This window comes from Stenotrophomonas capsici (assembly GCF_034961085.1).
In the GTDB taxonomy this organism is placed as follows: Bacteria; Pseudomonadota; Gammaproteobacteria; order Xanthomonadales; family Xanthomonadaceae; genus Stenotrophomonas; species Stenotrophomonas capsici.
Genome location: NZ_JAYFUH010000249.1, coordinates 501276 through 526946, shown reverse-complemented (window position 1 = coordinate 526946; position 25671 = coordinate 501276). Strand labels below are relative to the sequence as shown.

Below are 25671 nucleotides of genomic sequence, written 5' to 3'. Positions count from 1 at the left end.
CTGCGGCCCGCCATGAGTGTCCGATCATCGTGAAGCTGCTGCCCTCTTCCCGCCGCAACCGCCTGCTGCTTGCCGCCGCCATCATCGTCCTGGCCGGCGCGGCCGCCGCCTGGGCGCTGCGCAAGCCCGCCGCGCCGTCACTGGCCACCTCGCCCGTCACCCGCGGCGACCTGGAGCAGACGGTCGATGCCACGGGCGTGATCGATGCCTACAAGCTGGTCAGCGTCGGTGCGCAGGTGTCCGGCCAGATCAAGTCGCTGAAGGTACAGCTGGGTGACGTGGTCAAGCAGGGCGACCTGATCGCCGAGATCGACTCGGTCACCCAGCAGAACAGCCTGAAGAACGCACAGGCCGCGCTGGAGAACATCCGCGCCCAGCGTGCGGTACAGACCGCCTCACTGAAGGAATCGGAGCTGGCCTTCGCCCGCCAGAAGGAAATGCTGGCCGCCGAGGCCACTTCGCGCGCCGACTACGAGGCCGCCGAGGCCAACCTCGCCAGCACCCGTGCGCAGATCCGTGCGCTGGACGCGCAGATCATGCAACGCGAAACCGAACTGAGCACCGCCCAGGCCAACCTGGGCTATACCCGCATCACCGCGCCGATCGACGGCACCGTGGTGGCGGTGGTCGCCGAGGAAGGCCGCACCGTCAACGCCAACCAGTCCGCGCCGACCATCGTCAAGCTGGCCCGCCTGGACCTGGTCACGGTCAATGCCGAGATCTCCGAGGCCGACGTGGTCAAGGTCAAGCCGGACATGCCGGTGTACTTCACCATCCTCGGCAAGCCCGACCACAAGTACGAGGCCAGGCTGCGCACGGTCAATCCGGCCCCGGCCTCGATCAGTACCGACAGCACCACCTCCAGCAGTTCGTCCTCCTCCAGTTCCAGCACGGCGGTGTACTACAACGCGTTGTTCGACGTGGAGAACCCGGACGGCACGCTGCGCATCGACATGACCGCGCAGGTTTCAGTGCTGCTGGCGCAGGCCAGCGATGCGCTGCTGATCCCCACCGTCGCCCTCGGCCCCAAGGTGCCCGAAGGCGGCCCAGCGGGCGCGCAGCGCGAGCCGCGCAGCCTCGGCGAGGCCCAGCGCCAGCAACGCCAGGCGCGGGCGCGGCCTGATGCCGCCGCACTGGCCAACAGCAACAGCTACATCGTGCGGGTGCTTGGCAAGGACGGCCAGCCGGCGCCACGCCGCATCAAGGTCGGCCTGAACAACGGCTCCAGCGTGCAGGTGCTCGAAGGGCTGGAAGAAGGCGAACAGGTGGTGGTGGGCGAAGTCACCGATGCCGAGAAGGCCAGCGCGCGTGGCAATACCCGGGGACCGATGAGCCCGATGATGGGCGGGCCGCGTCGATGAGCCAGCCGTTGCTGCAGCTGCGCGAGCTGCGTCGCGAGTTCCCGGCCGGCGAGGAAACCATCGCCGTGCTCAAGGACGTCAACCTGGACATCCATGCCGGTGAGATGGTCGCCATCGTCGGCCAGTCCGGCTCGGGCAAGTCCACGCTGATGAACATCCTCGGCTGCCTGGACCGTCCCACCGTGGGCTCGTACAGGGTCGCCGGGCGCGAGACCGGGCGCATGCAACCGGACGAACTGGCGCAGCTGCGCCGCGAGCACTTCGGCTTCATCTTCCAGCGCTACCACCTGCTCGGCGACCTGGACGCACGCGGCAACGTCGAGGTGCCCGCCATCTACGCCGGTACGCCGGCGCAGGCCCGTCGCAGTCGCGCCGAGGCACTGCTGGCACGGCTGGGCCTGTCCGACCGCATGGGCCACACGCCGGGCCAGTTGTCCGGTGGCCAGCAGCAACGCGTGTCGATCGCGCGTGCACTGATGAACGGCGGCGAGGTGATCCTGGCCGACGAGCCCACCGGTGCGCTGGACAGCGCTTCCGGCGAGGAGGTGATGAAGATCCTCGGCGAGCTGCATGCCGAGGGCCACACCATCATCATCGTCACCCACGACATGCACGTGGCCGAGCACGCCCAGCGCATCATCGAGATCCGCGATGGCGTGATCATCGACGACCGCCGCAACGACGCCGCGCCACGGTTCCCGGCCCAGCAGCGCGCCACGCCGGTGAAGACCGGCGGCAGCGCCTTCCAGGCCGCGCGCGACCGCTTCCTGGAGGCCTTCCGCATGGCCTTGCTGGCCATGAACGCGCACCGCCTGCGCACCTTCCTGACCATGCTGGGCATCATCATCGGCATCGCCTCGGTGGTTTCGGTGGTGGCGATGGGCAATGGCTCGCAGCAGGAGATCCTGAAGAACATCTCGGCGCTGGGCACCAATACCATCGACGTCTACCCCGGCAAGGGCTTCGGCGACATGCGCTCGGCGCGGGTGCAGACCCTCAAGTCCAGCGACGCCGACGTCCTGGCCCAGCAGAGCTACATCGACAGCGCCACGCCCAGCGTCTCCAGCTCGGTGACCGCCCGCGTCGGCAACAAGGCGGCCTCGGCGCAGGTCAGCGGCATCGGCGAGCAGTACTTCCGGGTCAAGGGCATGACGCTGGTGTCCGGGCGCTACTTCGATGAAAGCGAGGTCAAGGGCCTGGCGCAGGTGGTGGTGATCGACGAGAACACCCGCACCCAGCTGTTCGGCAGCGACGACCCGCTGGGCAAGGTGGTGTTGCTGGGCAACGTGCCGGCACGCGTGATCGGCATCGCCAAGCGCCAGTCGATGGGCTTCGGCGGCAGCACCAACCTGAGCGTGTGGGTGCCCTACACCACGGTAATGGCGCGCATGCTCGGGCAAAGCTACCTGAGCAGCATCACGCTGCGGGTCAAGGACGACACCCCGATGGATGCGGCGCAATCGGCCATCACCCGGCTGTTGACCCTGCGCCACGGCACCGAGGACTTCTTCCTCAGCAACACCGCCGAGATCCGCGAGACCATCGCGTCCACGACCCGGACCATGACGCTGCTGATCGGCGCCATCGCCGCCATTGCACTGGTGGTGGGCGGCATCGGCGTGATGAACATCATGCTGGTGTCGGTGACCGAGCGTACCCGCGAGATCGGCGTGCGCATGGCCGTGGGCGCGCGCCAGAGTGACATCCGCCAACAGTTCCTGATCGAGGCGGTGCTGGTGTGCCTGCTCGGCGGCATCCTCGGCATCGTGCTGGCGCTGGCCATCGGCTGGGCGTTCCGCACCTTCGGCGCCAGCTTCACCCTGCTGTTCTCCACCGGCTCGATCGTCGCCGCCTTCGCCTGCTCGACCCTGATCGGCGTGGCGTTCGGCTTCCTGCCGGCCCGCAATGCCGCCCAGTTGGACCCGGTGGAGGCATTGGCCCGCGAATGAAGATGACCATGACTGCCTATCGTCCCCTGCTGCTTTCCGCCGCATTGACCACGGTGCTGGCCGCCTGTGCCACCACGCCCAGCGCCGATCCCGCCGCCCATCTGCCGGTACCGGCGCAGTACGGCCGCGGCGATGCCGCCGCCAACGCACCGGTGCAGGACATCCAGCGCGAGGTCACCGCACCGCCCGCCGATATCCGCGCCGACGCCTGGTGGCAAGGGTTCGCCGACCCACGCCTGGACCAGCTGATCGCACGCGTACTCGACAGCAACACCGACATGGCCTCGGCCGGACTGAAGCTCGAGCGCGCACGCGCGCAGGCCGGCCTGGCCGGTGCCGACCTGTGGCCGCAGGCATCGGGTTCGGTCAGTGCCAGTGCCAGCCGCAGCACCGACCGCGGCGACGACTGGTCCCGCAACCACGGCGCCAGCGTGTCGCTGGGCTGGGAGCTGGACCTGTGGGGCAAGCTGCGCGGCCAGCGCGACATCGCCCGCTGGGAAGCGCAGGCCACCGCGCAGGACCTGCAGAGCACGGCGTTGAGCCTGGTCGGCCAGAGCTGCGAGCTGTACTGGCAGCTGGGCTACCTCAACCAGGCCATCGCCACCGGCCAGGCCAACCTCGATCGGTTGGAGCGTACCGCCGCGCTGGTGCAAAGCCAGTTCAAGGCCGGCGCGGTCTCGCGGCTGGAGGTGCGCCAGGCGCAACAGAACATCGAGAGCCAACGCGCCGCGCAGGCCCAGCTGGAACAGCAGCGGGTGGAAACCCGCAACGCACTGACCGTGCTGCTCGACGGCCAGCCTTGGCCGCTGGCCGATGAACCGCAGAACCTGGACGTGGCGCAGAGCCCGGCACTGGCAGAAGGGCTGCCGGCCGAACTCCTGGCACGTCGCCCGGACCTGCGCGCGGCCGAGCTGCGCCTGCGCCAGTCGCTGGCCAGCATCAAGGTCACCGCCACCAGCTACTACCCGAGCCTGAGCCTGAGCGGCAGCATCGGCAGCTCCAGCCCCTCACTGGGTGAGGTACTGACCCATCCGGTGGCAACGCTGGGCGCGGGCCTGAGTTTGCCGTTCCTGAAGTTCCGGCAGATGCAGCTGGACATCGATTCGGCCGACCTCTCCTACCAGATCGCCGCCAATGATTTCCGCCGGACGCTGTACACCGCACTGTCGGAAGTGGACAACGCCCTGTCCGCGCGCACGCGCCTGGCCGAGCAGCTCGCCGCCGCGCAGGCCTCGTACGAGGAAGCCGTGGAGATCGCGCGGCTGTATGAAGTGCGCTACCGCGCCGGCGCGACGGACCTGCGCACCTGGCTGGAAGCCGAGCAGACCCGTCGCAGTTCCGAGTTGTCGCTGGCGCAGGTCAAGCGCAGCCAGCTGGTCAACGACGTGACCCTGTACAAGGCGTTGGGGGGTGGGACCCCGTGATGGAAGCCCCTCGCCCCGCGGGAGAGGGGTTGGGGTGAGGGCACGCATCGCGGCACGCAAAAGCAACAGCACCCTCATCCGGTGCTCCGCACCACCTTCTCCCGCAGGCGGGAGAAGGGAGCGATCACGCCATCCGGCAGCCCCCGCACCGCTCGCAATCCAAGCCTTCTCCCGCAAGCGGGAGAAGGGAGTCATCACGCCATCCGGCAGCTCCCGCACCGCTCGCAATCCAAGCCCCTCTCCCGCCCGGCGGGAGAGGGGTTGGGGTGAGGGCCGCTTTTACGACGCGGGCGCAATCCCATGCGCACGCAGCACATCGCGCACCTTGTCCAAGGGAATCGCCTCCACCGTCTTGCCGTTGCCACTGGTGGTGGTCGCCATGAACAAGGCGTTGTAGACCGCCTCTTCCACCGCATCGACGCTGGCCTGGAACACCGCGCTCATCGGCTCGTTGGCCAGCTCCGTGGTCTGCAGGCGGGTCGCATCGAAAGCCCGTCGCACCGACTCGGCGGTGGAGAACGCCAGCACGTAATCGCCGCTGCCGTTGGAGGCCGAGCTGCCGGTGCGCCCCAGCCCCATCATCCCGCGCGAGGCCAACCGCTTCAGGTTGCGGTCCGACAACGGGGCGTCGGTGGCGATCACGATGATCACCGAGCCGTCGCCCCGGTCATCGGCCAGGCCGCGCGTGTTGTCCTGCATCGCTACCGCGTTCTGGAATGCATAGCGGTCCAGCGCGCGGCCGACCGGCGCGCCTTCCACCTGCAGCACGCCGCCGAAGTTGGCCTGCACCAGCACGCCGACCGTCCAGCCGCCGAGGCTGTCGGGCAGCTTGCGCGAAGAGGTTCCGATCCCGCCCTTCCAACCGAACGCCACGGTGCCGGTGCCGGCACCGACGCTGCCTTCCTGTACCGGCCCGCTCTTGGCGCTTTCCAGTGCATTCCGCACTGCCCCGGCGGTGATCGGCCTGGCGCGGATGTCATTGAGTCCGCCGTCGTTGGTTTCGCCGACCACGACATTCAACGAGCGCACCTGCTGCATGTCCGGCTGGGCCAGCATCCACTCGGCCATCGCATCGGCCGCCTTCCACACGCACAACGTGCAGGTCAGCAGGATCGGGGTTTCCAGCTCGCCCAGTTCATTGACCTGGGTGCTGCCGACGAACTTGCCGAAGCCATTGCCCACGTGCACCGCCGCCGGCACCCGCGAGCGATAGGCATTGCCCGGGTGCGGCAGGATCGCGGTGACGCCCGTGCGCACGCTGTCGCCCTCGGCCAGCGTCACCTGGCCCACGCGCACGCCGGCCACGTCGGTGATCGCGTTGTAGTGGCCCGGCGCGAAGATGCCCGGGGCCACGCCCAGGTCACGGGCGCGGGCGCGCGGGGCTTCCTGTGCGGAAGCCACCAGGGCGCACAGCCCCAGCAGCGCCGCAGTCAGTCGAAGGGAGAGACGATACGGCGCAGGGAGCATGTGGTTTCCTCTTACAGTCGTTGGCGGACGGCTTCGAACAGCGCCACGCCGGTGGCGACGGAGACATTGAGGCTCTCGATGTCGCCCGGCATCGGGATGCGCACCAGCTGGTCGCAGGTTTCGCGGGTGAGGCGACGCAGGCCATCGGCTTCGCCGCCCATCACCAGCGCCACGTTGCCGCGCAGGTCCAGCTGGTGGAGGGTGGTGTCCACCTCACCGGCCAGGCCGTACACCCACACGCCCAGCTTCTGCATGTCCTTGATGCAACGGACCAGGTTGGTCACCGCGACCACCGGGATGCGGTCAGCGGCGCCGGCACTGACCTTGCGCACCGTGGCATTGACCGGCGCGCTCTTGTCCTTGGGGATCACCACGGCGGTGACGCCGGCGGCGGCCGCGCTGCGCAGGCAGGCGCCGAGGTTGTGCGGGTCCTGTACCTCATCAAGCACCAGCACCAGCGCCTTGCCCCCGGCGGCCTCGATCAGGCCTTCCAGTTCGTTCTCGGCCCACAGCTTGGGCGCGGCGTACCGCGCGGCCACGCCCTGGTGGCGCACCTGGCCGGCCACGCCGCCCAGCGCCTGGGCGTTGACCTTGCGCACGTCGATGCCCTTGCGCAGGGCTTCTTCCTCGATTTCGACCAGGCGCGGGTTCTTGGCACCGGCCTCGATCAGGACCTCGCGGACGTTCTCCGGGTCCTTTTCAATCGAAGAAGCCACGGCATTGACGCCGACGATCCATTGGTTCTGCTTGCTCATGGGCGTCACATGGGGAAATTCGGGGGGTGGCAATGGTAGGCCCAATCGGGCCGGCCCGCAGCTGCCACCGGCCTGCGGGGACTGCCCGGGCGCCGCCACGCAGCGGCGGCACCCCGGTCCTCAGTACTTCTGCTTGGTCCGCTTGGCCGGCTTGCCGCGCTCGGGCAGCGGCGGCAGGCCGCTGTCCATGGCCTCCCCGTCCAGCTTCTCGACCAGGCGGAAGTCGATCTTGCGCTCCTCCATGCTGGCCTTGAGCACCAGGATCCGGACCCGGTCGCCCAGCCGGAACGCGTTGCCGCGGCGGTCGCCACTGAGCGTCTTGCGGATCGGGTCGAACTGGTAATAGTCGTGCGGCAACTGGGTCACGTGGACCAGGCCGTTGACCTTGGACTCGTCCAGCTCCACGAACAGGCCGAAGCTGGTCACGCCGCTGATCACGCCATCGAACTGGCCACCGACGTGCTTTTCCATCCACGCCGCGCGGAAACGCTCGTCGACCTCGCGCTCGGCCTCGTCGGCACGGCGCTCGCGTTCGGAGCACTGCAGCGCCAGGGCTGCCATCTCGCGCGGGGTGTAGGTGTACTTCTCGCGCGGCGCGCCGGTCAGCGCGTACTTGATCGCGCGGTGCACCAGCAGGTCGGGGTAACGGCGGATCGGCGAGGTGAAGTGCGCGTACGCCTCCAGCGCCAGGCCGAAGTGGCCGTTGTTGTCCGGCGAATACACCGCCAGCGACTGGCTGCGCAGCAGCACCGATTCCAGCAGCGCCGCGTCTGGGCGCTCGCGCACCTTCTTCAGCAGCTTGGTGTAGTCGCCCGGCTGCACCTTGCTCCAGGCCGGCAGGCTGAGCTTGAACTCCTTCAGGAATTCCAGCAGGTCGGCGAACTTGGACTCCGGCGGCCGCTCGTGCACGCGGAACGGGGCCGGGATGTGCGTGGACAGCAGGTAGCGCGCGGCCTCCACGTTGGCCGCGATCATGCACTCCTCGATCAGCTTGTGCGCGTCGTTGCGCACCATCATGCCGGCCTGGGTGACTTCACCGCGGTTGTCCAGCACGAAGCGCACTTCGGAGGATTCGAACTCGATCGCGCCACGACGCTCGCGCGCCTTGGCCAGGATGCGGTACAGCTGGTGCAGGCTCTCGATCTGCGGCAACAGCGGGCCGATGAAGGCCTTGGCGTCGGCATCGTCCTCGCCCACCGCGGCCCACACCTGGGTGTAGGTCAGGCGTGCATGCGAGTTCATCACCGCTTCGTAGAACTTCGAGCCGGTCACCTGTCCGTCGCGGCCCACCTGCATGTCGCAGACGAAGCACATGCGGTCTTCCTTCGGCCGCAACGAGCAGATGCCGTTGGACAGGGTCTCCGGCAGCATCGGCACGACGAAGCCGGGGAAGTACACCGAGGTGGCGCGCTTCTGTGCTTCATCGTCCAGCGGCGTTCCGGGACGCACGTAGTTGGACACGTCGGCAATGGCCACCACCAGGCGGAAGCCATCGCGGTTCGGTTCGCAGTACACCGCGTCGTCGAAATCCTTGGCATCCTCGCCATCGATGGTCACCAGCGGCATCGAACGCAGGTCCACGCGCGTGCCGATCATCGACGGCTCGACCGTCATCGGGATGGCGGTGGCTTCGTCCAGCACTTCCGGTGGGAACTCGTACGGCAGCTCGTGGCCGTGGATGGCGGTTTCCACCACCAGCGACGGGGTCAGCTTGTCACCCAGCACCGCGATGATCCTGCCGATCGGCGGGCGCCGCGAATCCGGGGCGTGGGTCAGCTCGCATACCACCAGCTGCCCATCCTTGGCCCCGCCGGCGGCATCGGCCGGGATCTGGATATTGCGCTGGATGCGCTTGTCGTCCGGCACCACGTAGCTGATGCCGGCCTCGACGCTGAAATGGCCGATCAGGCGGTTGACGCCGCGCTCCAGCACGCGCGCGATGGCGCCTTCGCGGCGACCACGGCGGTCGATGCCGGTGACGTTGGCCAGCGCACGGTCACCGTGCATGACCTTGCGCATTTCATACGGCGACAGGAACAGGTCGTCGCCGCCCTCGTCCGGGCGCAGGAAGCCGAAGCCCTCCGGGTTGGCGATCACCACGCCGGGGATCAGGCTCAATGCCAGCACCGGGGCGAAGCCGCCACGGCGGTTCTGCACCAGCTGCCCATCGCGCACCATCGCCCCGAGGCGCTTGGCCAACGCATCGGCGCGGTCCGGTTCGGTCAGGCCCAGCTGCGCGCCGATCTCCTCGGCGTTCTGCGGCCCCTCGCAGCGCTCCAGCAACTGCAGGATCGCCTCGCGGCTGGCGATGGGCTGGGCGTAGCGCTCGGCCTCGCGTGCGGCGTAGGGGTCATCGAAGGCCGGGGCCGGGCCTGCCTTGCGGCGGCCGCGCACGAAACTCTGTGGCGAGGCGTTGTCCGGCGTCTTCTTGCCGCGGCCGGGCTTGGCCGGGGCGGTCATGCTGTCCGGCATCCAGGCCGGCAGCTTGGTGGATTTGCGGGCCTTGCCCGGCGCCTTGCCCGGCGTGCTGCCGGAGGCGGACTTGTGGGCCTTGCCGGCCCCAGTGGTCTTTTTGTTTTTCATCGCCCTACATGGTACCTGCTGCGCCGTGGATACAGTGCGTACGCCGTCAAGCGCGGCGGATGTGAAAAAACGTTGACAAAGCCTGTCACCCCGGCCAAAATCGCCGGCCTGAAATGCCCAGGTGGCGGAATTGGTAGACGCACTAGTTTCAGGTACTAGCGGGTAAAACCGTGGAGGTTCGAGTCCTCTCCTGGGCACCAAGCATAAGATCAGACCCGCGCAAGCGGGTCTTTTCGTATCCGGCGTTCAACGCGGCCCTGCCGGCACGAAGGAGCCCTTCCCGCACCGGCCTTCACAAAAGTATTGACGAAGGGAAAAACACCCCGCATAATCTCGCTCCTGAGTCGCCCAGGTGGCGGAATTGGTAGACGCACTAGCTTCAGGTGCTAGCGGGGGCAACTTCGTGGAGGTTCGAGTCCTCTCCTGGGCACCACGACTCAAGAATGAAGAAACCCGCGAAAGCGGGTTTTTTCATGCCCGCGATCCAGCACGGAACAGGCGGTGCCGAGCCACGCTCGGCAAGCATCCCGGCGCAACATGCCTGCGCTCACCCCCTGCATCACCCCTGCACGTCAGCGCGCGAACTCCTTCGCACCGGCCACGCACGGCACCGCGGCCAGCGTCACTGCACGCTCACCGCCTCGTGCAGCAACGATGCCACCGGCATTGCACTCGCCTTGCGCGCTTCCCCTGAAGGAAGACATTGCGCCCGCCACCGGCAACGCCTTCGATCAATCGCACACCGCCGGCGGCGTCCTGCGGTTCAACGCCGCCCAACAAGCGGATGAGCGCATCCACGAGGTGCTCGTACGCGCGTTGTCCGCCGCAGTTGATGATGTCCGCAGGGACGCGATGCAGGACTGATGCAGCGCTGAAAAAAACCTGCGCATCGCCTGCGAAATCCTGTTGACATGTCGCGCGTTCTCCAACAGAATTCACGCCCTGAGTCGCCCAGGTGGCGGAATTGGTAGACGCACTAGTTTCAGGTACTAGCGGGTAAAACCGTGGAGGTTCGAGTCCTCTCCTGGGCACCATGACTCAAACAGATCAAACCCGCGAAAGCGGGTTTTTTCATGCCTGAAGTCCAGCACAAAAGAAGGTCGAAGCAAGGCAGTGCCGGACCATGCCCGGCACGTATCCGGCAGGGCACGGCGCAGCACGGCAGCGCTTTACCGCTGCACCACCCGATAGTGCCGAGCCACGCTCGGCACGTATCCGGCACCTGCTCGGCCAACGCTGATCAATGACCGCCCGCCGATGCCGCGCCACCGCCCGCACCGAACGGCGGCTTGGCCATCCACACGATGCCGGTGATCAACAGGAACACCCAGCCCAGCAACAGGAAGATGTCGTTGAAGCCCATCTGCGAGGCCTGGTGCACGATCATGTTGTCGAGCACCGCGGCACCGCGCTGCAGATCGCCCTGCCCCATCGCGGTGACCTGCGCATGCATGCCCGGGTCGTACAGCGACACGTGCTCGGTCAGGCTGGCGTGGTGCTGCTGGGTGCGGCGCGCCCACAGCCAGGTAGTAAGCGAAGCTGCGAAGCTGCCGCCCAGGGTGCGCAGGAAGGTCGCCAGGCCCGAACCTGCCGCCACTTCACGGCCATCCAGGTCGGACAGTACGATCTGCAGCACCGGCATGAAGAACAGCGCCACGCCCAGGCCCATCAACAGCTGCACGCCGGCCACATGCTCGAAGTTGACCTGCAGGTTGAAGCCCGCGCGCAGGAAGCAGGTCGCCGACAACACCACGAAGGCGAAGCTGGCCAGCGTGCGCATGTCGAAGCGGTGCCCGAACTTGCCCAGCAACGGCGCCAGCAACACCGGCAGGAAACCCAACGGCGCCGTGGCCAGGCCCGCCCAGATCGCGGTGTACCCCATGTCCCGCTGCAACCACTGCGGGATCATCAGCGCCACCGAGAAGAACGCGGCGTAGCCGACCACCATCGCCAGCGTACCGGCACGGAAGTTGCGGTGGCGCAGCAGGCGCAGGTCCACGATCGGATCCTTGTCGGTCAGCTCCCAGATCACGAACACCGCCAGCATCACCACCGCGATGCAGGTCAGCACCACGATCTTGGTCGAGGCGAACCAGTCTTCCTCGTTGCCCAGGTCCAGCATCAGCTGCAGGCAGCCCACGCCGATCACCAGGGTGACCAGGCCGACGTAGTCCATCTTCGGCTTCTCGACCTGCTCCACGCGGTGCCGCAGCTGGCCACCGACGATGGCTGCGGCGATCACGCCCAGCGGCACGTTGATCAGGAAGATCCATTCCCAGCTGTAGTTGTCGGTGATCCAGCCACCGAGGATGGGCCCGGCGATCGGCGCGACCACCGTGATCATCGCCAGCAGCGCCAGCGCCTGCCCCCGCTTCTCGCGCGGATAGATCGACACCAGCAGCGACTGGGTGATCGGGTACATCGGGCCGGCGACGAAGCCCTGCAGCGCGCGCGAAACCACCAGCATGCCCATGCTCTGCGCGATGCCACACAGCAGCGAGGCGATGGAGAAGGCGATGGTCGCCCACATGAACAACTTCACCTCGCCGAAGCGCCGGCTCAGCCAGCCGGTCAGCGGCAGCGCGATGGCCGTGCTGACCGCGAACGAGGTGATGACCCAGGTCGCCTGCTGCGAACTGGCACCGAGGTTACCGGCGATGGTCGGCAGCGAGACGTTGGCGATCGTGGTGTCGAGCACCTGCATGAACGACGCCAGCGCCAGGCCGGCCGTGCACAGCGCGACGTTGACCGGCGCCTGGCCGGCCTCCGCCTGCGGGGCTGCGGGAGCTTGAGCGGACATGGTGACCTCAGCCGGCGCGGGCCGACGACGGCAGGTTGCCCTGGATGATGGTGTGGATCAGCGCGTCGGCTTCCTGCAGCTGCCTGGCGTAGACCTCGGTGCCGTACACGGTGCCCTTGGCAACGTCGGCCGGCAGCACGCCGCCCTTCTGGTCGTGCAGGTTCACCTCGGCCTTCATCGACAGGCCGATGCGCAACGGGTGGTCGGCCAGCTGTTTGGCATCGATGGCCACGCGCACCGGCACGCGCTGCACGATCTTGATCCAGTTGCCGCTGGCGTTCTGCGCCGGCAGCAGCGAGAACGCCGAACCGGTGCCCAGGCCCAGGCTGGTGATGTGGCCCTTGTAGGTCACCTCGCCGCCGTACAGGTCCGAGCGCAGTTCCACTTCCTGGCCCAGGCGCATGTGGCGCAGCTGGGTTTCCTTGAAGTTGGCCTCCACCCACATCTGCTCGGTCGGCACCACCGCCATCAGCGCGGCGCCCGGCTGCACGCGCTGGCCGACCTGCACCGAACGACGGGCCACGTAGCCACTGACCGGCGCCACGATGCCGGCGCGGGCATTGTTCAGATAGGCCTGGCGCAGCTGCGCCGCGGCGGCCTGCACGTCGGGCTGGGTGGCGATGACGGTGTCATCGACCAGCGCGCGGCTGCGCTCCACGCTTTCGCGCGAACCGGACACCGCCGCTTCGGCGGCCGCCAGTTCATCGGCGGCGTGGGCAAGTTCCTCGCGCGAGATCGCGCCGGTATCGGCCAGGCCCTTGCGCCGCGCGTAGTCCTCGCGGGCGCGCTTGAGCGTGACCTGGCGGGCGTTCAACTCGGCCTGCGCGCCTTCCACGCTGCGGTACATGCCGCGCACCTGGCGCACGGTGCGGGCCAGGTTGGCTTCGGCCTGCTGCATGGCCACCTCGGTGTCGGCCGGGTCCAGCTGCACCAGCAACTGGCCCTGCTCCACCTTCATGCCGTCATCGGCGGCGATGGACACCACCGTGCCACCGACCAGCGGGGTGATCTGCACCTGGTTGCCGACCACGTAGGCGTCGTCGGTTTCCTCGGCCCAGCGGCCCATCAGGTAGTACCACGCCACGAAGGCGACCAGCAGGATCACCACGATCAGGAACAGGCCGCGCAGCAGCTTGCCGCGGCGGCTGGGTGCGGCGGCGGCCGCGTCATTGGAAGAAGTCTGGCTCATGGAAAGGACTCTCAGGAATTCGGAAGATCGGAAGCCTTGGCGGTACCCGGCAGCGCGTCGTCGCCGGGCTGGTAACCACCGCCCAGCGCCGCGCTCAACTGCACCGAGGACAACAGCTGCTGCGACTGCAGGTTGCTCAGCCGCTGCTGCGCTTGCAGCAGCACGTCCTGGGTGCCGAGCACGTCCAGGTAGTTGCCGATGCCCGCGCGGTAGCGCTGCTGCGCCAGCGCGTTGGCCGACTGCGCGGTGGCCACGGCCTGCTGCTGGGCTTCCACCTGGGTGGCCAGCGAACGCACCGCGTTGACCTGGTCGGCCACCTCGCGCAGCGCCTGCACCACGGTGGTGTTGTAGCTGGCCACGGCCAGGTCGTAATCGGCGTCACTCTTGGCCAACCCGGCGCGCAGACGGCCACCGTCGAAGATCGGCAGGCTCAATGCCGGTGCCAGCAGGCCGAAGGTGGAGCCACTTTCCAGCAGGCTGCCGACGTCCTTGGACACCACGCCGCCGAGCGCCATCAGGTTGAGGCTGGGATAGAAATGCGACTTGGCGACATGGATCTGCTTGTCCGAGGCTTCCACCCGCCAACGCGCGGCGACCACGTCGGGACGACGACCCAGCAGTTCGCTGGGCAGCACGCCCGGCAGTTGCAGCGCCAGCGGGCTCAGCGCCTCCGGCACGGCGATCTGCAGGCCGCGGTCCGGCCCCTGGCCCAGCAATGCGGCCAGTCCGTTGCGGGCGGCATCGATCTGCTGCTGCGCCGCCAACTGCTGCTGACGTGCCAGCGGGATGCGGGCTTCGGCCTGGCGCACCTGCAGGTCGCTGTCGATGCCGGCGCTGCGGCGCTGGCGGGTCAGTTGCAGCAACTGTTCCGAGCGTGCCAGCTCGTCATTGGCCACCCGCTGCAGGGCACCGGCGTGGGCCAACTGGGCGTAACCCTGGACGATGGCCGCCGACAGGTCCAGCCGTGCCGCCTGCGCGTCCACCGCCGCGGCATGCCGGCTGTCCACCGCCGCTTCCCAGGCGGCGCGCTTGCCGCCCCACAGGTCCACGCCGTAGCTGAAGTTCAGCACGGTCTGCACGCTGCCGGCGTAGTGGCCACCGGCCTCGCCCAGCATCGATTCGGGCAGGCGCATGCCGGTGTAGCCCGGCGAGACCGACAGACTGGGCATGCGTTCGGCCTTGCTGCCGGCCACCTGCGCCTGGGCCTGGCGCAAGCGCGCATCGGCCACTTCCAGCGACGGACTGTTGCGCAGCCCTTCGGCGACCAGCGCGTCGAGCTGGGCATCGCCCAGGGCACGCCACCAGTCCACGGCAGGGAAACCGGAGGCGCTCAGGTCATCACCGGCCAGGCTGCGGCCGGCCTGCAGGCCGTCCATGTCGAGCAGGCGTCCCTGCGGCTGCAGCCCACGGCTGCTGGCACAGGCGGTGAGCGCCAACGCCAAAACGCCCACCAACAGCGGGCGGGCTGATTGCAATGGATGAGTTTTCATGGGGAAGAGAGGGAGTCGCGGACTCGGGTCAACAGGGAAGTCAAAAGAGCGCGCTCGGCGTCGTCGAGGTCGCGCATGGCCAGGTCCATCACCCGGTCACCGCGCACCTTCAACTGCTGCCAGAGCGCCTGGCCTTTTTCGGTAAGCACGATCTGCAATGCACGCCGGTCCTGCGCATGCGGCTCGCGGCGCAGGCAGCCCAGCGCTTCGAGCTTGTCCAGCAGGCGCGTGACCGCGCTGGGCACCTGGTTGATGGCCTGGCCCAGCTCGGCCGCCGTGCACGGGCCCATGTTGGCCAGCACCTTCAGGCCCACGTAGTGGGTGAAATTGATGCCCAGGCCTTCTTCGGCCATGGCGGCATCGAGCTGGCGCACCAGCCCGTCGCCGACCTGGCGCAACAGCAGGCCGAAACTGGGGGGCATGGCGATCGGGGGCACGGACAGGCAGGAAATCATGGGGCGGCATATTATTTCCATTTGGAAATATTCTCAATGGAACATTTCCAACAAGAAGTGAATTCAGTGTTACAGATTTGGATCGAATCCCGCGCCGTGCCGGTTGCCGCGGCGGTACACGCTTGGCATCGCCGCCGCCATCCGGATAATCGGGCGGCTGGAAGCCGGCAGCCACGCCGCGGCTTCAACGTTCACAGGTAGCACCACCCGCAATGACCGACCTTGCACGCCCCGCGTTCCACGGCTTCGAACAGCAGCCGCTGCGTGAATACGCCGAACGCGCCTATCTCGATTACTCCATGTATGTGGTCCTGGACCGCGCCCTGCCGTTCATCGGCGACGGGCTCAAGCCGGTGCAGCGCCGCATCATCTACTCGATGAGCGAGCTGGGGCTGAGCGCCTCGGCCAAGCCCAAGAAGTCGGCACGCACCGTCGGTGACGTGATCGGTAAGTACCACCCGCACGGCGACAGCGCCTGCTACGAAGCGCTGGTGCTGATGGCCCAGCCGTTCTCCTACCGCTACCCGCTGATCGACGGCCAGGGCAACTTCGGCTCCAGCGACGACCCCAAGTCGTTCGCGGCCATGCGCTATACCGAATCCAAGCTCACCCCCATCGCCGAAGTGCTGCTGGGCGAGCTGGGCCAGGGCACCGTGGACTGGACGCCCAACTTCGACGGCACCCTGGAAGAGCCCAGCTGGCTGCCGGCGCGCCTGCCGCACCTGCTGCTCAACGGCACCACCGGCATCGCCGTGGGCATGGCCACCGACGTGCCCTCGCACAATCTCAATGAGATCGTCAGCGCGCTGGTGCACCTGATCGACGACCCGGACGCCACCGTGGCCGAGCTGTGCGAGCACGTGAAGGGCCCGGACTACCCGACCACCGCCGAGATCATCACCTCGCCGTCGGACCTGCGGAACATCTACGAGACCGGCAACGGCAGCGTGCGTGCACGCGCCACCTTCCTGCGCGAGGCCAGCAACATCGTGGTCAACGCGCTGCCGCACCAGGTCTCCCCGTCCAAGGTGATCGAGCAGATCGCCGCGCAGATGCGCGCCAAGAAGCTGCCGTGGCTGGAAGACATCCGCGACGAGTCCGACCACGCCAATCCGGTACGGGTGGTGCTGATCCCGCGCTCCAACCGCGTCGATGCCGAACAGCTGATGGGTCACCTGTTCGCCACCACCGACCTGGAGCGCAGCTACCGCGTCAACCTCAACGTGATCGGTCTGGACGGGCGCCCGCAGGTCAAGAACCTGAAGATGCTGCTCGGCGAATGGCTGCGCTTCCGCCAGGACACGGTCACCCGCCGCCTGACCCACCGCCTGCAGAAGGTCGAGCGTCGCCTGCACCTGTTGGAAGGCTTGCTGATCGCCTTCCTCAACCTGGACGAGGTGATCCGCATCATCCGCACCGAGGACGATGCCAAGGCCGCGCTGATCGCCCGCTTCGCGCTGAGCGAGGAACAGGCCGAATACATCCTGGAGACCAAGCTCAAGCAGCTGGCCCGCCTGGAGGAAATGAAGATCCGCGGCGAGCAGGACGAGCTGGCCAAGGAACGCGACAAGATCCTGTCGATCCTGCAGAGCAGCGCCAAGCTGAAGAAGCTGGTCAAGGACGAGCTGCTGGCCGATGCCAAGAAGTTCGGCGATGCCCGCCGTTCGCCGCTGGTGCAGCGCGTTGCCGCCCAGGCCATCGACGAGACCGAGCTGGTCGCCAGCGAACCGATGACCGTGGTGCTCTCGGAGAAGGGCTGGGTGCGCGCGGCCAAGGGCCACGACGTGGACGGCGCCACGCTGTCCTACCGCGAAGGCGATGGTCTGCTTGCCGCCACCCGCACCCGCAGCACCCAGCAGGTCGCCTTCCTCGACAGCGAGGGTCGCGCTTACTCCACGCCGGTGCACACCCTGCCCTCGGCACGCGGCAACGGCGAGCCACTGACCGGCCGCTTCTCGCCGGCGGCGGGCAGTTCCTTCGTCACCGTGGCCAGCGGCGAGAACAACACCCGCTTCGTGCTGGCCTCCTCGCACGGCTATGGCTTCGTCACCCGCTTCGAGAACCTGGTCGGCCGCAACAAGGCCGGCAAGGCGATGCTCAACCTGAGCACCGGCTCGACGGTGCTGTCGCCGTCCGTGGTCGCCAACCCGGAGACCGACCGCATCGTCGCGGTGACCAGCGCCGGCAACATGCTGGCCATCCCGGCCGCCGACCTGCCCGAGCTGGACAAGGGCAAGGGCAACAAGATCATCGAGATCCCCAAGGCCAAGCTCTCCACCGAGCGCGTGGTGGCGGTGGTCGCGGTGGGCCCGGGCAACACCCTGCTGGTCCGCAGCGGCCAGCGCACGATGAACCTGTCGTTCAAGGACCTGGAAACCTACCTGGGCACCCGGGCCACGCGCGGGCATTTGTTGCCGAGGGGGTGGCAGAAGGTCGAAGGGCTGGAAGTCCAGTAATTCACTTCACTGGCGCGCGGCGGCGCGTTCGGCAATGCGATTGCCGGATGTGTGCATGGCGCGGCAGAAGGTCGAAGGACTGGAAGTCCAGTAATCACGAAAAAGCCGGGCAGAACGCCCGGCTTTTTTTTTCGCAGGAGCGACCTCGGCCGCGAAGCCGATGAACGCGCCGGTCAGGCACGGCCTGCATCTGCAGCATGCCCGGCATCGCGGCCAACGCCACTCCTACAATGGTGCCCTCTTCCCTTGGACGAACCCCATGCATCCCGACTTCTGGCTCCAACGCTGGCATGACGGCCAGATCGGCTTCCACCGCAACGAGGTGATGCCGTTGCTGCAGAAGCACTGGCCCGACCTGCAGCTGCCCACCGGCAGCCGTGTGCTGGTGCCGCTGTGCGGCAAGACCCTGGACATGCATTGGCTGGCCGCGCAGGGGCACCGGGTGCTGGGCGTGGAGTTGTCATCGCTGGCCGTGGAGCAGTTCTTCGCCGAAGCCGGCCTCACCCCGCAGCGCCACCGCAGTGCCAACGGCGAGCACTACGTCGCCGGGCCGATCGAGATCATCTGCGGCGATGCCTTCGCGCTGGAGGCGGGGCTGCTATCGGACATTGCCGGCATATACGACCGTGCCGCGCTGATCGCCCTGCCGCCGGCGCTGCGCGAGCGCTATCGCGACACCGTCTATGCACGCGTGCCGCAGGGCTGCCAAGGCGTGCTGATCACCCTGGAATACCCGCAGGACGAAAAGCAGGGCCCGCCGTTCTCGGTCGAGCAGCCCGAGGTGGAGCAGCTGTCCCGGCTGGGTTGGAAAGTGCGGCTGGAAGAGCGCCGCGACATCCTGGACCAGCAACCGGACTTCCGCGCGCAGGGCGTGAGTGCGCTGTCCACGGCCGTGTATCGCTTGTTGCACGGCTGAAAGCCGCCCTCACCCCAACCCCTCTCCCGCAGGCGGGAGAGGGGCTTGTCACGACCAGTCCACGGACTACGAGCCCCTCTCCCGCCTGCGGGAGAGGGGTTGGGGTGAGGGTCGCTTCAAGGAAAAGCCCCAAAAAGAAGAAGGGCGGCTCACGCCGCCCCACCTCCGTCATCCCGATCAGTGCGCCGGGGTGCCCTTGGCGTCCATCTTGCTGGTCTGGTACAGCGCCAGGCCGATCCGCTTGATCAGGCCCAGCTGCTGCTCCAGCCACCAGGCATGGTCTTCCTCGGTGTCACGCAACTGCGCGATCAGGATGTCGCGGCTCACGTAGTCGCCGTGCGCTTCGCACAGCTTCACGCCGGCGGCCAGGTTGGCGCGCACCTGGTATTCGACCTGCAGGTCCTTCTCCAGCATCTCCACCACGGTCAGGCCCGGCTCGAAGCCGTGCGGGCGCATGTCCGGGTTGCCGCCCAGGAACAGGATGCGGCGCAGCAGCGCGTCGGCGTGCTCGGTCTCCTCTTCCATCTCGTGGCCGATGCGTTCGTACAGCGCCTGCAGGCCCTGATCCTCATAACGGCGGGAATGGATGAAGTACTGGTCGCGCGCAGCCAACTCGCCGCGCAGCAGCTCCTTCAGGCATTCGATGACTTCGGGTTTGCCCTGCATGGGGGTGCTCCTGATGGTTCGGAATGGGCATAGGGTGCCCTATCCCGCCGCGCAATGATCTAATCGGAATCACTTTCAGTTGCGCTTCCCCTCGCCGGCCCGCCTTTTGACACCTGCCGGCTTCACAAGCTGTCTACAATCGCCGGACACACCTGACCGGGGGTAGGCCTGTGCTACGTTGGCTGATGCGTTCACTGGGGATCTTGCTGGGTCTGTTGCTTGTTCTGGTTCTGGTCGTCTGGCTGCTGCTGCGCGGCAGCCTAGCCCAGTTGGATGGCGAGTTGCTGTTGCCCGGGCTCAGCGCCCCGGTCAGCCTTGATCGCGATGCCAACGGCATGCTCACCGTGCAGGCCGCCAATGAGGCGGACATGGCGCGTGCACTGGGCTACGTGCACGCGCAGGAGCGCTTCTTCGAGATGGACCTGATGCGGCGCGCCGCCGCCGGCGAGCTGTCCGAACTGTTCGGCGCCGCCGCCCTGCCCCGCGACCGCGCCATGCGCGTGCACCGGCTGCGGGCACGCACCCATGAAAACCTGGGCGTGGCGCTGGGCGACAAACGCGCGGTCATCGAGGCCTACCGCGAGGGCGTCAACGCCGGCCTGGCCGCCCTGCCGGTGCGCCCCTGGCCGTACCTGCTGCTGCGCCAGCAACCACGGCCGTGGGAACTGGAAGACTCGGTCCTGACCGGATTGGCCATGTATGCCGACCTGCAGGACACCAGCAATACCCGCGAACTGGCGCTGGGGCGCATCCGCGAGGTCGTGCCTCCGGCCCTGTATGCCCTGATCAGCCACGACGGCAGCAGCTGGGACGCGCCCCTGTTCGGAAACGCGCGTGGCGATGCGGTGCTGCCGGGGGCGGATGCCTTGGATCTGCGCGTTGCGCCGCCCGCGCAGGGCGACGCGACGGCAGCCCTCTCTCCCGCACGGCGGGAGAGAGACCTCGGCGGGCCGCCGGAGGCGGCCGATTACTTTCCGGGAAGCAACAACTTCGCCGTGTCCGGGGCGCTCACCGCCGACGGCCGCGCGATCATCGCCGATGACATGCACCTCACCCTGCGCGCACCCAACATCTGGTTCCGCGCGCGCCTGCGCTATGCCGAACCCACCGCGCCGGACGGCAACATCGATGTCACCGGCTTCACCCTGCCCGGCCTGCCGGCGGTGATCGTCGGCAGCAACACGCGCGTGGCCTGGGCATTCACCAACAGCTACATCGACACCGCCGACTTCGCGCCGCTGCCTGCGGACACGCCGCTGCGCGAGTACGTGGAATCCATTGCCGTCGCCGGGCAGGCACCGGAACGGCTGCTCGTGCGTGAATCCGACTGGGGACCGGTGCTGCATGAAACCCCCGATGGCTCGCTGCTGGCGCTGCGCTGGGTGGGCCAGCTGCCCGGCGCGGTACGCCTGGACTTCGCCGACATGGCCAAGGCCGCCGACCTCGATGCCGCCTTTGCCGTGGCCGACCGCTCCGGCATCCCGGCGCAGAACCTGCTGGTCGGTGACCGCAAGGGTCGCATTGCCTGGCGGCTGATCGGCGCACGTCCGGACCGGAGCCCGGACTGTTCGCATGGCATCGACACCCCCACCCGGGCGGTGCCCGCCACGCCGGCGACGTGTAGCGCGTGGGCGATCCGCTCCGACCAGGCCCCGTCACTGGTCGACCCGCCGAACCACCGCCTGTGGACCGCGAACGGGCGCGTACTCGACGGCCCGGCGCTGGCGGTGGCCGGCAACGGGGGCTACGACTTCGGCGCACGCGCCCGGCAGATCCGCGACGGCCTGTTCGCACGCCAGCAGTTCACCGAACGCGACCTGCTCGCCATCCAGCTCGATGACCGCGCCCTGCTGATGGAACGCTGGTGGAAGCTGTTGCGGCAGACCGTCGAGCACAGCAGCGATCCCTCGCTGCAGCGATTGGAAGCGGCCACCCGCAGCTGGGAAGGCCACGCCAGCGTCGACTCGGTCAGCTACCGGCTTGCCCGCGGCTTCCGCGGCATCCTGCTCGACAACCTGCAGGCCGCGCTGCTGGCACCCGCGCAGGCCACCCTGGGCGATGACTTCATCGCGCCCAACCTGCCGCAGCTGGAGGGCGTGGCTTGGCCACTGCTGACCGAACGGCCGGTGCACCTGCTGCCGCCACCGTTCAAGAGCTGGGATGCGTTGCTGGCCGAGAGCGCCGTCCAGCTGGAGAAGGACCTCACCGCCCAAGGGGCGGACCTCACCCAGCGCACCTGGGGCGAACGCAACACGGCGGCCATCTGCCACCCGGTCAGCCGCGCACTCCCGGAACTGTTCAAGCGCTGGCTGTGCATGCCGCGCCAAGCCCTGGCCGGTGATGGCGACATGCCGCGCGTGGTCGGCCCCTCCTTCGGCGCCTCCGAGCGCATGGTGGTCTCACCCGGACATGAAGCCGACGGCATCGTGCACATGCCCGGCGGCCAGAGCGGCCATCCGTTGTCGCCGTTCTGGGGCGCGGGCCATGAGGACTGGGTCAAGGGCACGCCGACCCCGTTCCTGCCCGGGGAACGCGTGCACACGCTGCGCCTGAGCCCACGATGATCCCGGCCGGCCGGAGCGCGTCCGGTCGGCGGGGCCACTGCAATGAAGCCCGGCCGGCCATGCGCCGCCGGGCCATCCCTCATGCGGCGGTCACTTCAGCCGCACGGTCCACTCCACCTCCAGCATGTCCTGGGCATTGAACAGGCGCTCCACCTGTACCCAGGAGGCGGCCGGATAGCGACCATCGGCAAAGAACGCCTTTCGTTCCGGGATGGCCTTGACCAAGGCATCCATGTCGGTGGTGAACGCAGTTTCCTTCACCACCTGGCTGCTGTCGGCACCGAAGCGCTGCAGGATCTCGTTCAATTTCCCGTAGCAGCGCTGCACCGCCTCCTGCATGTCCTTGCCCCGGCACGGCACGCCGGAGATATGCAGCGTGTCGCCGTCACGGACCACGCCGCTGTAGCCGATGTCGGCCTCCCAGCTGCCCAGCGAATGCCGCTCCAGCGGGACCTCCGTCGCCTGCGCCAGGCCACACGCCAACAGGCCGGCAATTCCCGGCATCAATGCGCGCATCATTCCTCCTCCCCGTCATGGAAATGCCGTCACCGGCGATCGATACGACGGGACCCGCATCCGTGCGGGGCCCGCCGCGCTGCTCAACCGGCCAGTGCCTGCTCATGCACGCCGGCCACGGCGCGACCGGAGGGGTCGGCCATGCTGGCGAAACTGGCATCCCAGGCAATCGCGGCCGGCGAGGAACAGGCGATCGACTTGCCGCCCGGCACCGTCTCCGACGCCGCGCGGCTCGGGTAGAACTGTTCGAACAGGTGGCGATAGTAGTACGCCTCCTTGGTCTGCGGCGGGTTGTACGGGAAGCGCTTGTCGGCCGCGGCCAGCACGCGGTCGCTGACCTGTTCCTCGGCGTGCGCCTTGAGCCCGTCGATCCAGCCGTAGCCGACGCCGTCGCTGAACTGCTCCTTCTGCCGCCACAGGATCTCCTTCGGCAGGTAGCCCTCGAAGGCTTCGCGCAGCACCGCCTTCTCGATGCGGCCGGTACCCTTGTCGACCATCTTGTAGCGCGCGTCCAGCTGCATCGCCACGTCCATGAACTCGCGGTCCAGGAACGGCACGCGCGGCTCCACGCCCCAGGCCATCATCGACTTGTTGGCGCGCAGGCAATCGTAGTTGTTCAGCCCGTCGAGCTTGCGCACCAGTTCCTCATGGAACTCGCGCGCGTTCGGCGCCTTGTGGAAGTACAGGTAGCCGCCAAAGATCTCGTCGCTGCCTTCGCCGGACAGCACCATCTTCACGCCCATCGCCTTGATCCGGCGCGCCAGCAGGAACATCGGCGTGGAGGCGCGGATGGTGGTGACGTCATAGGTCTCGATATGCCGGATGACTTCCGGCAGTGCGTCCAGCCCTTCCTCGAAGGTGTACTCGAACCCATGGTGGACGGTGCCCAGCGCCTCGGCGGCAACCTTGGCCGCGGCCAGGTCCGGCGAGCCCTTCAGGCCGATGGCGAAGCTGTGCAAGCGCGGCCACCAGGCCTCGCTCTGGCCGCCGTCCTCGATGCGATGGCGTGCATAGCGCGCGGCCACCGCCGCGACCAGCGACGAATCCAGCCCGCCGGACAGCAGCACGCCATACGGCACGTCGGTCATCAGCTGGCGGTGCACGGCGCGCTCGAACGCCTCGCGCAGTTCCTGCAGCGGCACGTCCACGCCCTGGACCGCGTCATAGTCACGCCACGGCCGCTCGTAGTAGCGGGTCAGGGTATCGGTGCTGCTGTCGTACCAGTGGCCCGGCGGGAACTGCGCCACGTCGGCGCAGGTATCGGACAGCGACTTCATCTCCGAGGCCACGCACAGGCGGCCCTGCTTGTCATGCCCCCAGTACAGCGGCACCACGCCGATCGGGTCGCGGGCGATGATCGCGCGGCCCTTGGCCTTGTCCCACAAGGCGAAGGCGAAGATGCCGTTGAGGCGGTTGAGGAACGATGCCGGTTCGTCCTGCCGGTACAGCGCGTTGATCACCTCGCAGTCCGAACCGGTCTGGAAGGCGTAGGGCTGGGCGAGTTCCTTCTTCAGCTCCTGGTGGTTGTAGATCTCGCCGTTCACCGCCAGCGCCAGTTCGCCGTCCTCGGACAGCAGCGGCTGCGAGCCGCCGGCCGGATCGACGATGGCCAGCCGCTCGTGCACCAGGATGGCGCCGGTGTCGACGTAGACGCCGCTCCAGTCCGGGCCGCGGTGGCGCTGGCGCTGGGATTGGTCAAGCGCCTGGCGACGCAGCGCCTGCAGGTCATCGCCCGGTTGCAGGCCGAAAATGCCGAAGATGGAACACATGGGAAAGCTCCTGGGGTTGTGTGGGGACAAGCATTCGAAGCAACGGCATGGGGACGGCGCAGCCGCTTGGTATTCCCGCCCGGCCACAAAAAAACCCGCATCGACCGATGCGGGTTTTCTGGTGTCCTGAGCGTGTTGCCTGTTCTAGCTCTGGTCGCAGTCCCGCATCGGCCGCGCACGATTATTCGCGCGCAGATTATTGCGGTTGTTGTTGTTGACGGCGGTGGCCAGGAACGAGGACATGGCGCTGACCGTATCCCTGTTTTGGCGACCGCGCAACTGTTGCTCGCGCAACCGATTCAGCGGGTGGGCCGCCACGGTCCCGGATAATCCCCTGCCCTGCCAGGACTTCACGGATGATCCCCCACGCTCCCCTCCTGCTCCTGGGCGCGCTCGCCCTGTTCATCCTGGCCGGCTGCGCGTCCACCCGGACACACCGGCCAAGCGACGACAGCGAACGCCAGGCCCTGGCCGCCACCGCCGATGGCCAGTTCGATTCGGCCCTGCGCATGGCGCGCCTGTACCGGTCCCGCAACGATCCGCGGGCACTGGACTGGTACGCACGCGCCGCGGCGATCCCGCCCCGCACCCACCACAGCGCCAGCGCCGAGGAACAGCTCGGGACGATCCTGGAACGTGGCCGGCTCGACAGTGGCGATGCACCACAGGAACCCGAGCACGTCGTGCTCAAGCCATCGCCACGCAAGGCCTACCGCTGGTACCGCAGCGCCGCCTACCACGGCTCGCCCTATGCCATGGCCGACCTGGGGCGGTGGCATGCCGATCGCGGTGACATGGCCGGCGCGCTGCGGTGGCGGATGCGCCACGCGGTCTACATGCGCGAGTTGTACAAGCTCGCGCCCCTGCGCGCGGCGGCGGGTGAGCCGGCATCGGTCGGCCGCCTGCGCCTGGACGGGCCATCGTTGAACGCCGTGATCGCGCGCATCCAGCGCGACGCCGCGCGTGGCGACGCCGAGGCGCAGGTCGATCTCGGCGCGCTGCACGAAGCCGGACTGGGCGTGGCCGAAGACACCGCCGAAGCGCTGCGCTGGTACCAGCGCGCGGGCGCACAGGGCAACGTCTACGGGCAGTACTTCGCCGGACTGGCGCTGGGACGCGGCAGCAAGGGACTGCAGGCCGACGTGGACGCTGCGGCGGCGTGGTTCGCACAGTCGCAGGCCCAGCAGTTCTATCTGGCCGAAGAGGCCTACTGGCGCAAGGCCATCGCCCCGCCCTTCTTCATCTTCGAATAGGGCGCCTGCCCCGCGCCCGGGTCCTGCATCGTCGAATGCCGGCCGCCGCGTCGCTGCC

The 25671-nt window shown here is 68.0% G+C and carries 19 protein-coding genes and 3 tRNA genes; 11 read left to right on the top strand and 11 right to left on the bottom strand.

Annotated elements, in window-relative coordinates; all coding sequences use genetic code 11:
• Positions 1-23 precede the first annotated feature (23 nt).
• Genes VA603_RS15505 through VA603_RS15495 form a run of 3 tightly spaced genes read left to right on the top strand, consistent with a single transcriptional unit; the run spans position 24 to position 4734 of the window.
• The gene (locus VA603_RS15505; protein ID WP_323439644.1) at positions 24-1361 is read left to right on the top strand and encodes an efflux RND transporter periplasmic adaptor subunit; all 1338 of its coding nucleotides are present in this window, start codon (positions 24-26) and stop codon (positions 1359-1361) included.
• Positions 1358-3310, top strand: coding sequence for a MacB family efflux pump subunit (locus tag VA603_RS15500; protein ID WP_132862630.1), 1953 nt, complete (start codon positions 1358-1360; stop codon positions 3308-3310). The genes VA603_RS15505 and VA603_RS15500 overlap by 4 nt, the downstream gene beginning before the upstream one ends.
• 8 nt (positions 3311-3318) lie before the next feature.
• Complete coding sequence (locus tag VA603_RS15495; RefSeq protein WP_323439377.1) at positions 3319-4734, top strand: efflux transporter outer membrane subunit; 1416 nt, start codon at positions 3319-3321, stop codon at positions 4732-4734.
• A gap of 279 nt (positions 4735-5013) precedes the next feature.
• Here the strand turns inward: VA603_RS15495 and VA603_RS15490 are convergent, their stop codons facing one another.
• The 3 genes from VA603_RS15490 to rnr all read right to left on the bottom strand — a co-directional run bounded on the left by VA603_RS15490 (position 5014) and on the right by rnr (position 9539).
• Positions 5014-6201 carry a DmpA family aminopeptidase gene (locus tag VA603_RS15490; RefSeq protein WP_323439376.1) on the bottom strand — a complete coding sequence of 396 codons (1188 nt, stop codon included), beginning with the start codon at positions 6199-6201 and terminating at the stop codon, positions 5014-5016.
• An 11-nt stretch (positions 6202-6212) separates the two neighbouring features.
• Entirely contained in the window at positions 6213-6956 is a 744-nt protein-coding gene (gene rlmB, locus VA603_RS15485; protein ID WP_132862627.1) for a 23S rRNA (guanosine(2251)-2'-O)-methyltransferase RlmB, read from the bottom strand.
• A gap of 120 nt (positions 6957-7076) precedes the next feature.
• Positions 7077-9539 (bottom strand): ribonuclease R, encoded by a 2463-nt coding sequence (rnr, locus tag VA603_RS15480; protein WP_132862626.1) that lies wholly within the window; start codon positions 9537-9539, stop codon positions 7077-7079.
• A gap of 115 nt (positions 9540-9654) precedes the next feature.
• Between rnr and VA603_RS15475 the strand changes: the two genes are divergently transcribed.
• The 4 genes from VA603_RS15475 to VA603_RS15460 all read left to right on the top strand — a co-directional run bounded on the left by VA603_RS15475 (position 9655) and on the right by VA603_RS15460 (position 10573).
• Positions 9655-9739, top strand: a tRNA-Leu gene (locus VA603_RS15475).
• 146 nt (positions 9740-9885) lie between these two features.
• A tRNA-Leu gene (locus tag VA603_RS15470) sits at positions 9886-9972 on the top strand.
• A 104-nt stretch (positions 9973-10076) separates the two neighbouring features.
• Positions 10077-10403: a hypothetical protein gene (locus VA603_RS15465; protein ID WP_323439375.1), complete on the top strand. Its 327-nt coding sequence runs from the start codon at positions 10077-10079 to the stop codon at positions 10401-10403.
• Between the two features lie 85 nt (positions 10404-10488).
• Positions 10489-10573 (top strand) — tRNA-Leu (locus tag VA603_RS15460).
• A gap of 206 nt (positions 10574-10779) precedes the next feature.
• Here VA603_RS15460 and VA603_RS15455 read toward each other — a convergent pair.
• Genes VA603_RS15455 through VA603_RS15440 form a run of 4 tightly spaced genes read right to left on the bottom strand, consistent with a single transcriptional unit; the run spans position 10780 to position 15440 of the window.
• Positions 10780-12339, bottom strand: coding sequence for a DHA2 family efflux MFS transporter permease subunit (locus VA603_RS15455; RefSeq protein ID WP_132865106.1), 1560 nt, complete (start codon positions 12337-12339; stop codon positions 10780-10782).
• A gap of 7 nt (positions 12340-12346) precedes the next feature.
• Positions 12347-13528 carry an HlyD family secretion protein gene (locus tag VA603_RS15450; protein WP_323439374.1) on the bottom strand — a complete coding sequence of 394 codons (1182 nt, stop codon included), beginning with the start codon at positions 13526-13528 and terminating at the stop codon, positions 12347-12349.
• Between the two features lie 11 nt (positions 13529-13539).
• On the bottom strand, positions 13540-15018 hold the full coding sequence (locus tag VA603_RS15445) for an efflux transporter outer membrane subunit (protein WP_132865108.1): 1479 nt from the start codon (positions 15016-15018) through the stop codon (positions 13540-13542).
• A complete protein-coding gene (locus VA603_RS15440; protein WP_132865109.1) occupies positions 15015-15440 on the bottom strand; it encodes a MarR family winged helix-turn-helix transcriptional regulator in 426 nt (141 codons plus the stop codon). The genes VA603_RS15445 and VA603_RS15440 overlap by 4 nt, the downstream gene beginning before the upstream one ends.
• A gap of 245 nt (positions 15441-15685) precedes the next feature.
• Here VA603_RS15440 and parC point away from each other — a divergent pair, with 245 nt between their 5' ends.
• Positions 15686-17929: a DNA topoisomerase IV subunit A gene (gene parC, locus VA603_RS15435; RefSeq protein WP_323439373.1), complete on the top strand. Its 2244-nt coding sequence runs from the start codon at positions 15686-15688 to the stop codon at positions 17927-17929.
• 259 nt (positions 17930-18188) lie between these two features.
• Positions 18189-18845, top strand: coding sequence for a thiopurine S-methyltransferase (locus VA603_RS15430; protein ID WP_323439372.1), 657 nt, complete (start codon positions 18189-18191; stop codon positions 18843-18845).
• A gap of 177 nt (positions 18846-19022) precedes the next feature.
• Here VA603_RS15430 and VA603_RS15425 read toward each other — a convergent pair whose 3' ends face one another.
• A complete protein-coding gene (locus tag VA603_RS15425; RefSeq protein WP_132865112.1) occupies positions 19023-19511 on the bottom strand; it encodes a bacterioferritin in 489 nt (162 codons plus the stop codon).
• 185 nt (positions 19512-19696) lie between these two features.
• Between VA603_RS15425 and VA603_RS15420 the strand changes: the two genes are divergently transcribed.
• Entirely contained in the window at positions 19697-22075 is a 2379-nt protein-coding gene (locus VA603_RS15420) for a penicillin acylase family protein (RefSeq protein ID WP_323439371.1), read from the top strand.
• Positions 22076-22165: 90 nt separating this feature from the next.
• On the opposite strand, the gene VA603_RS15415 is transcribed toward VA603_RS15420, so the two are convergent.
• The 3 genes from VA603_RS15415 to VA603_RS15405 all read right to left on the bottom strand — a co-directional run bounded on the left by VA603_RS15415 (position 22166) and on the right by VA603_RS15405 (position 24714).
• Positions 22166-22591 (bottom strand): RidA family protein, encoded by a 426-nt coding sequence (locus tag VA603_RS15415; protein WP_323439370.1) that lies wholly within the window; start codon positions 22589-22591, stop codon positions 22166-22168.
• 83 nt (positions 22592-22674) lie between these two features.
• Positions 22675-24360: an asparagine synthase B gene (gene asnB, locus VA603_RS15410; protein WP_323439369.1), complete on the bottom strand. Its 1686-nt coding sequence runs from the start codon at positions 24358-24360 to the stop codon at positions 22675-22677.
• Positions 24361-24504: 144 nt separating this feature from the next.
• Positions 24505-24714, bottom strand: a complete 210-nt coding sequence (locus VA603_RS15405; protein ID WP_313251480.1) for a hypothetical protein — start codon at positions 24712-24714, stop codon at positions 24505-24507.
• Positions 24715-24716: 2 nt separating this feature from the next.
• Between VA603_RS15405 and VA603_RS15400 the strand changes: the two genes are divergently transcribed.
• Positions 24717-25613 carry a tetratricopeptide repeat protein gene (locus VA603_RS15400; RefSeq protein ID WP_323439368.1) on the top strand — a complete coding sequence of 299 codons (897 nt, stop codon included), beginning with the start codon at positions 24717-24719 and terminating at the stop codon, positions 25611-25613.
• Positions 25614-25671 lie beyond the last annotated feature (58 nt).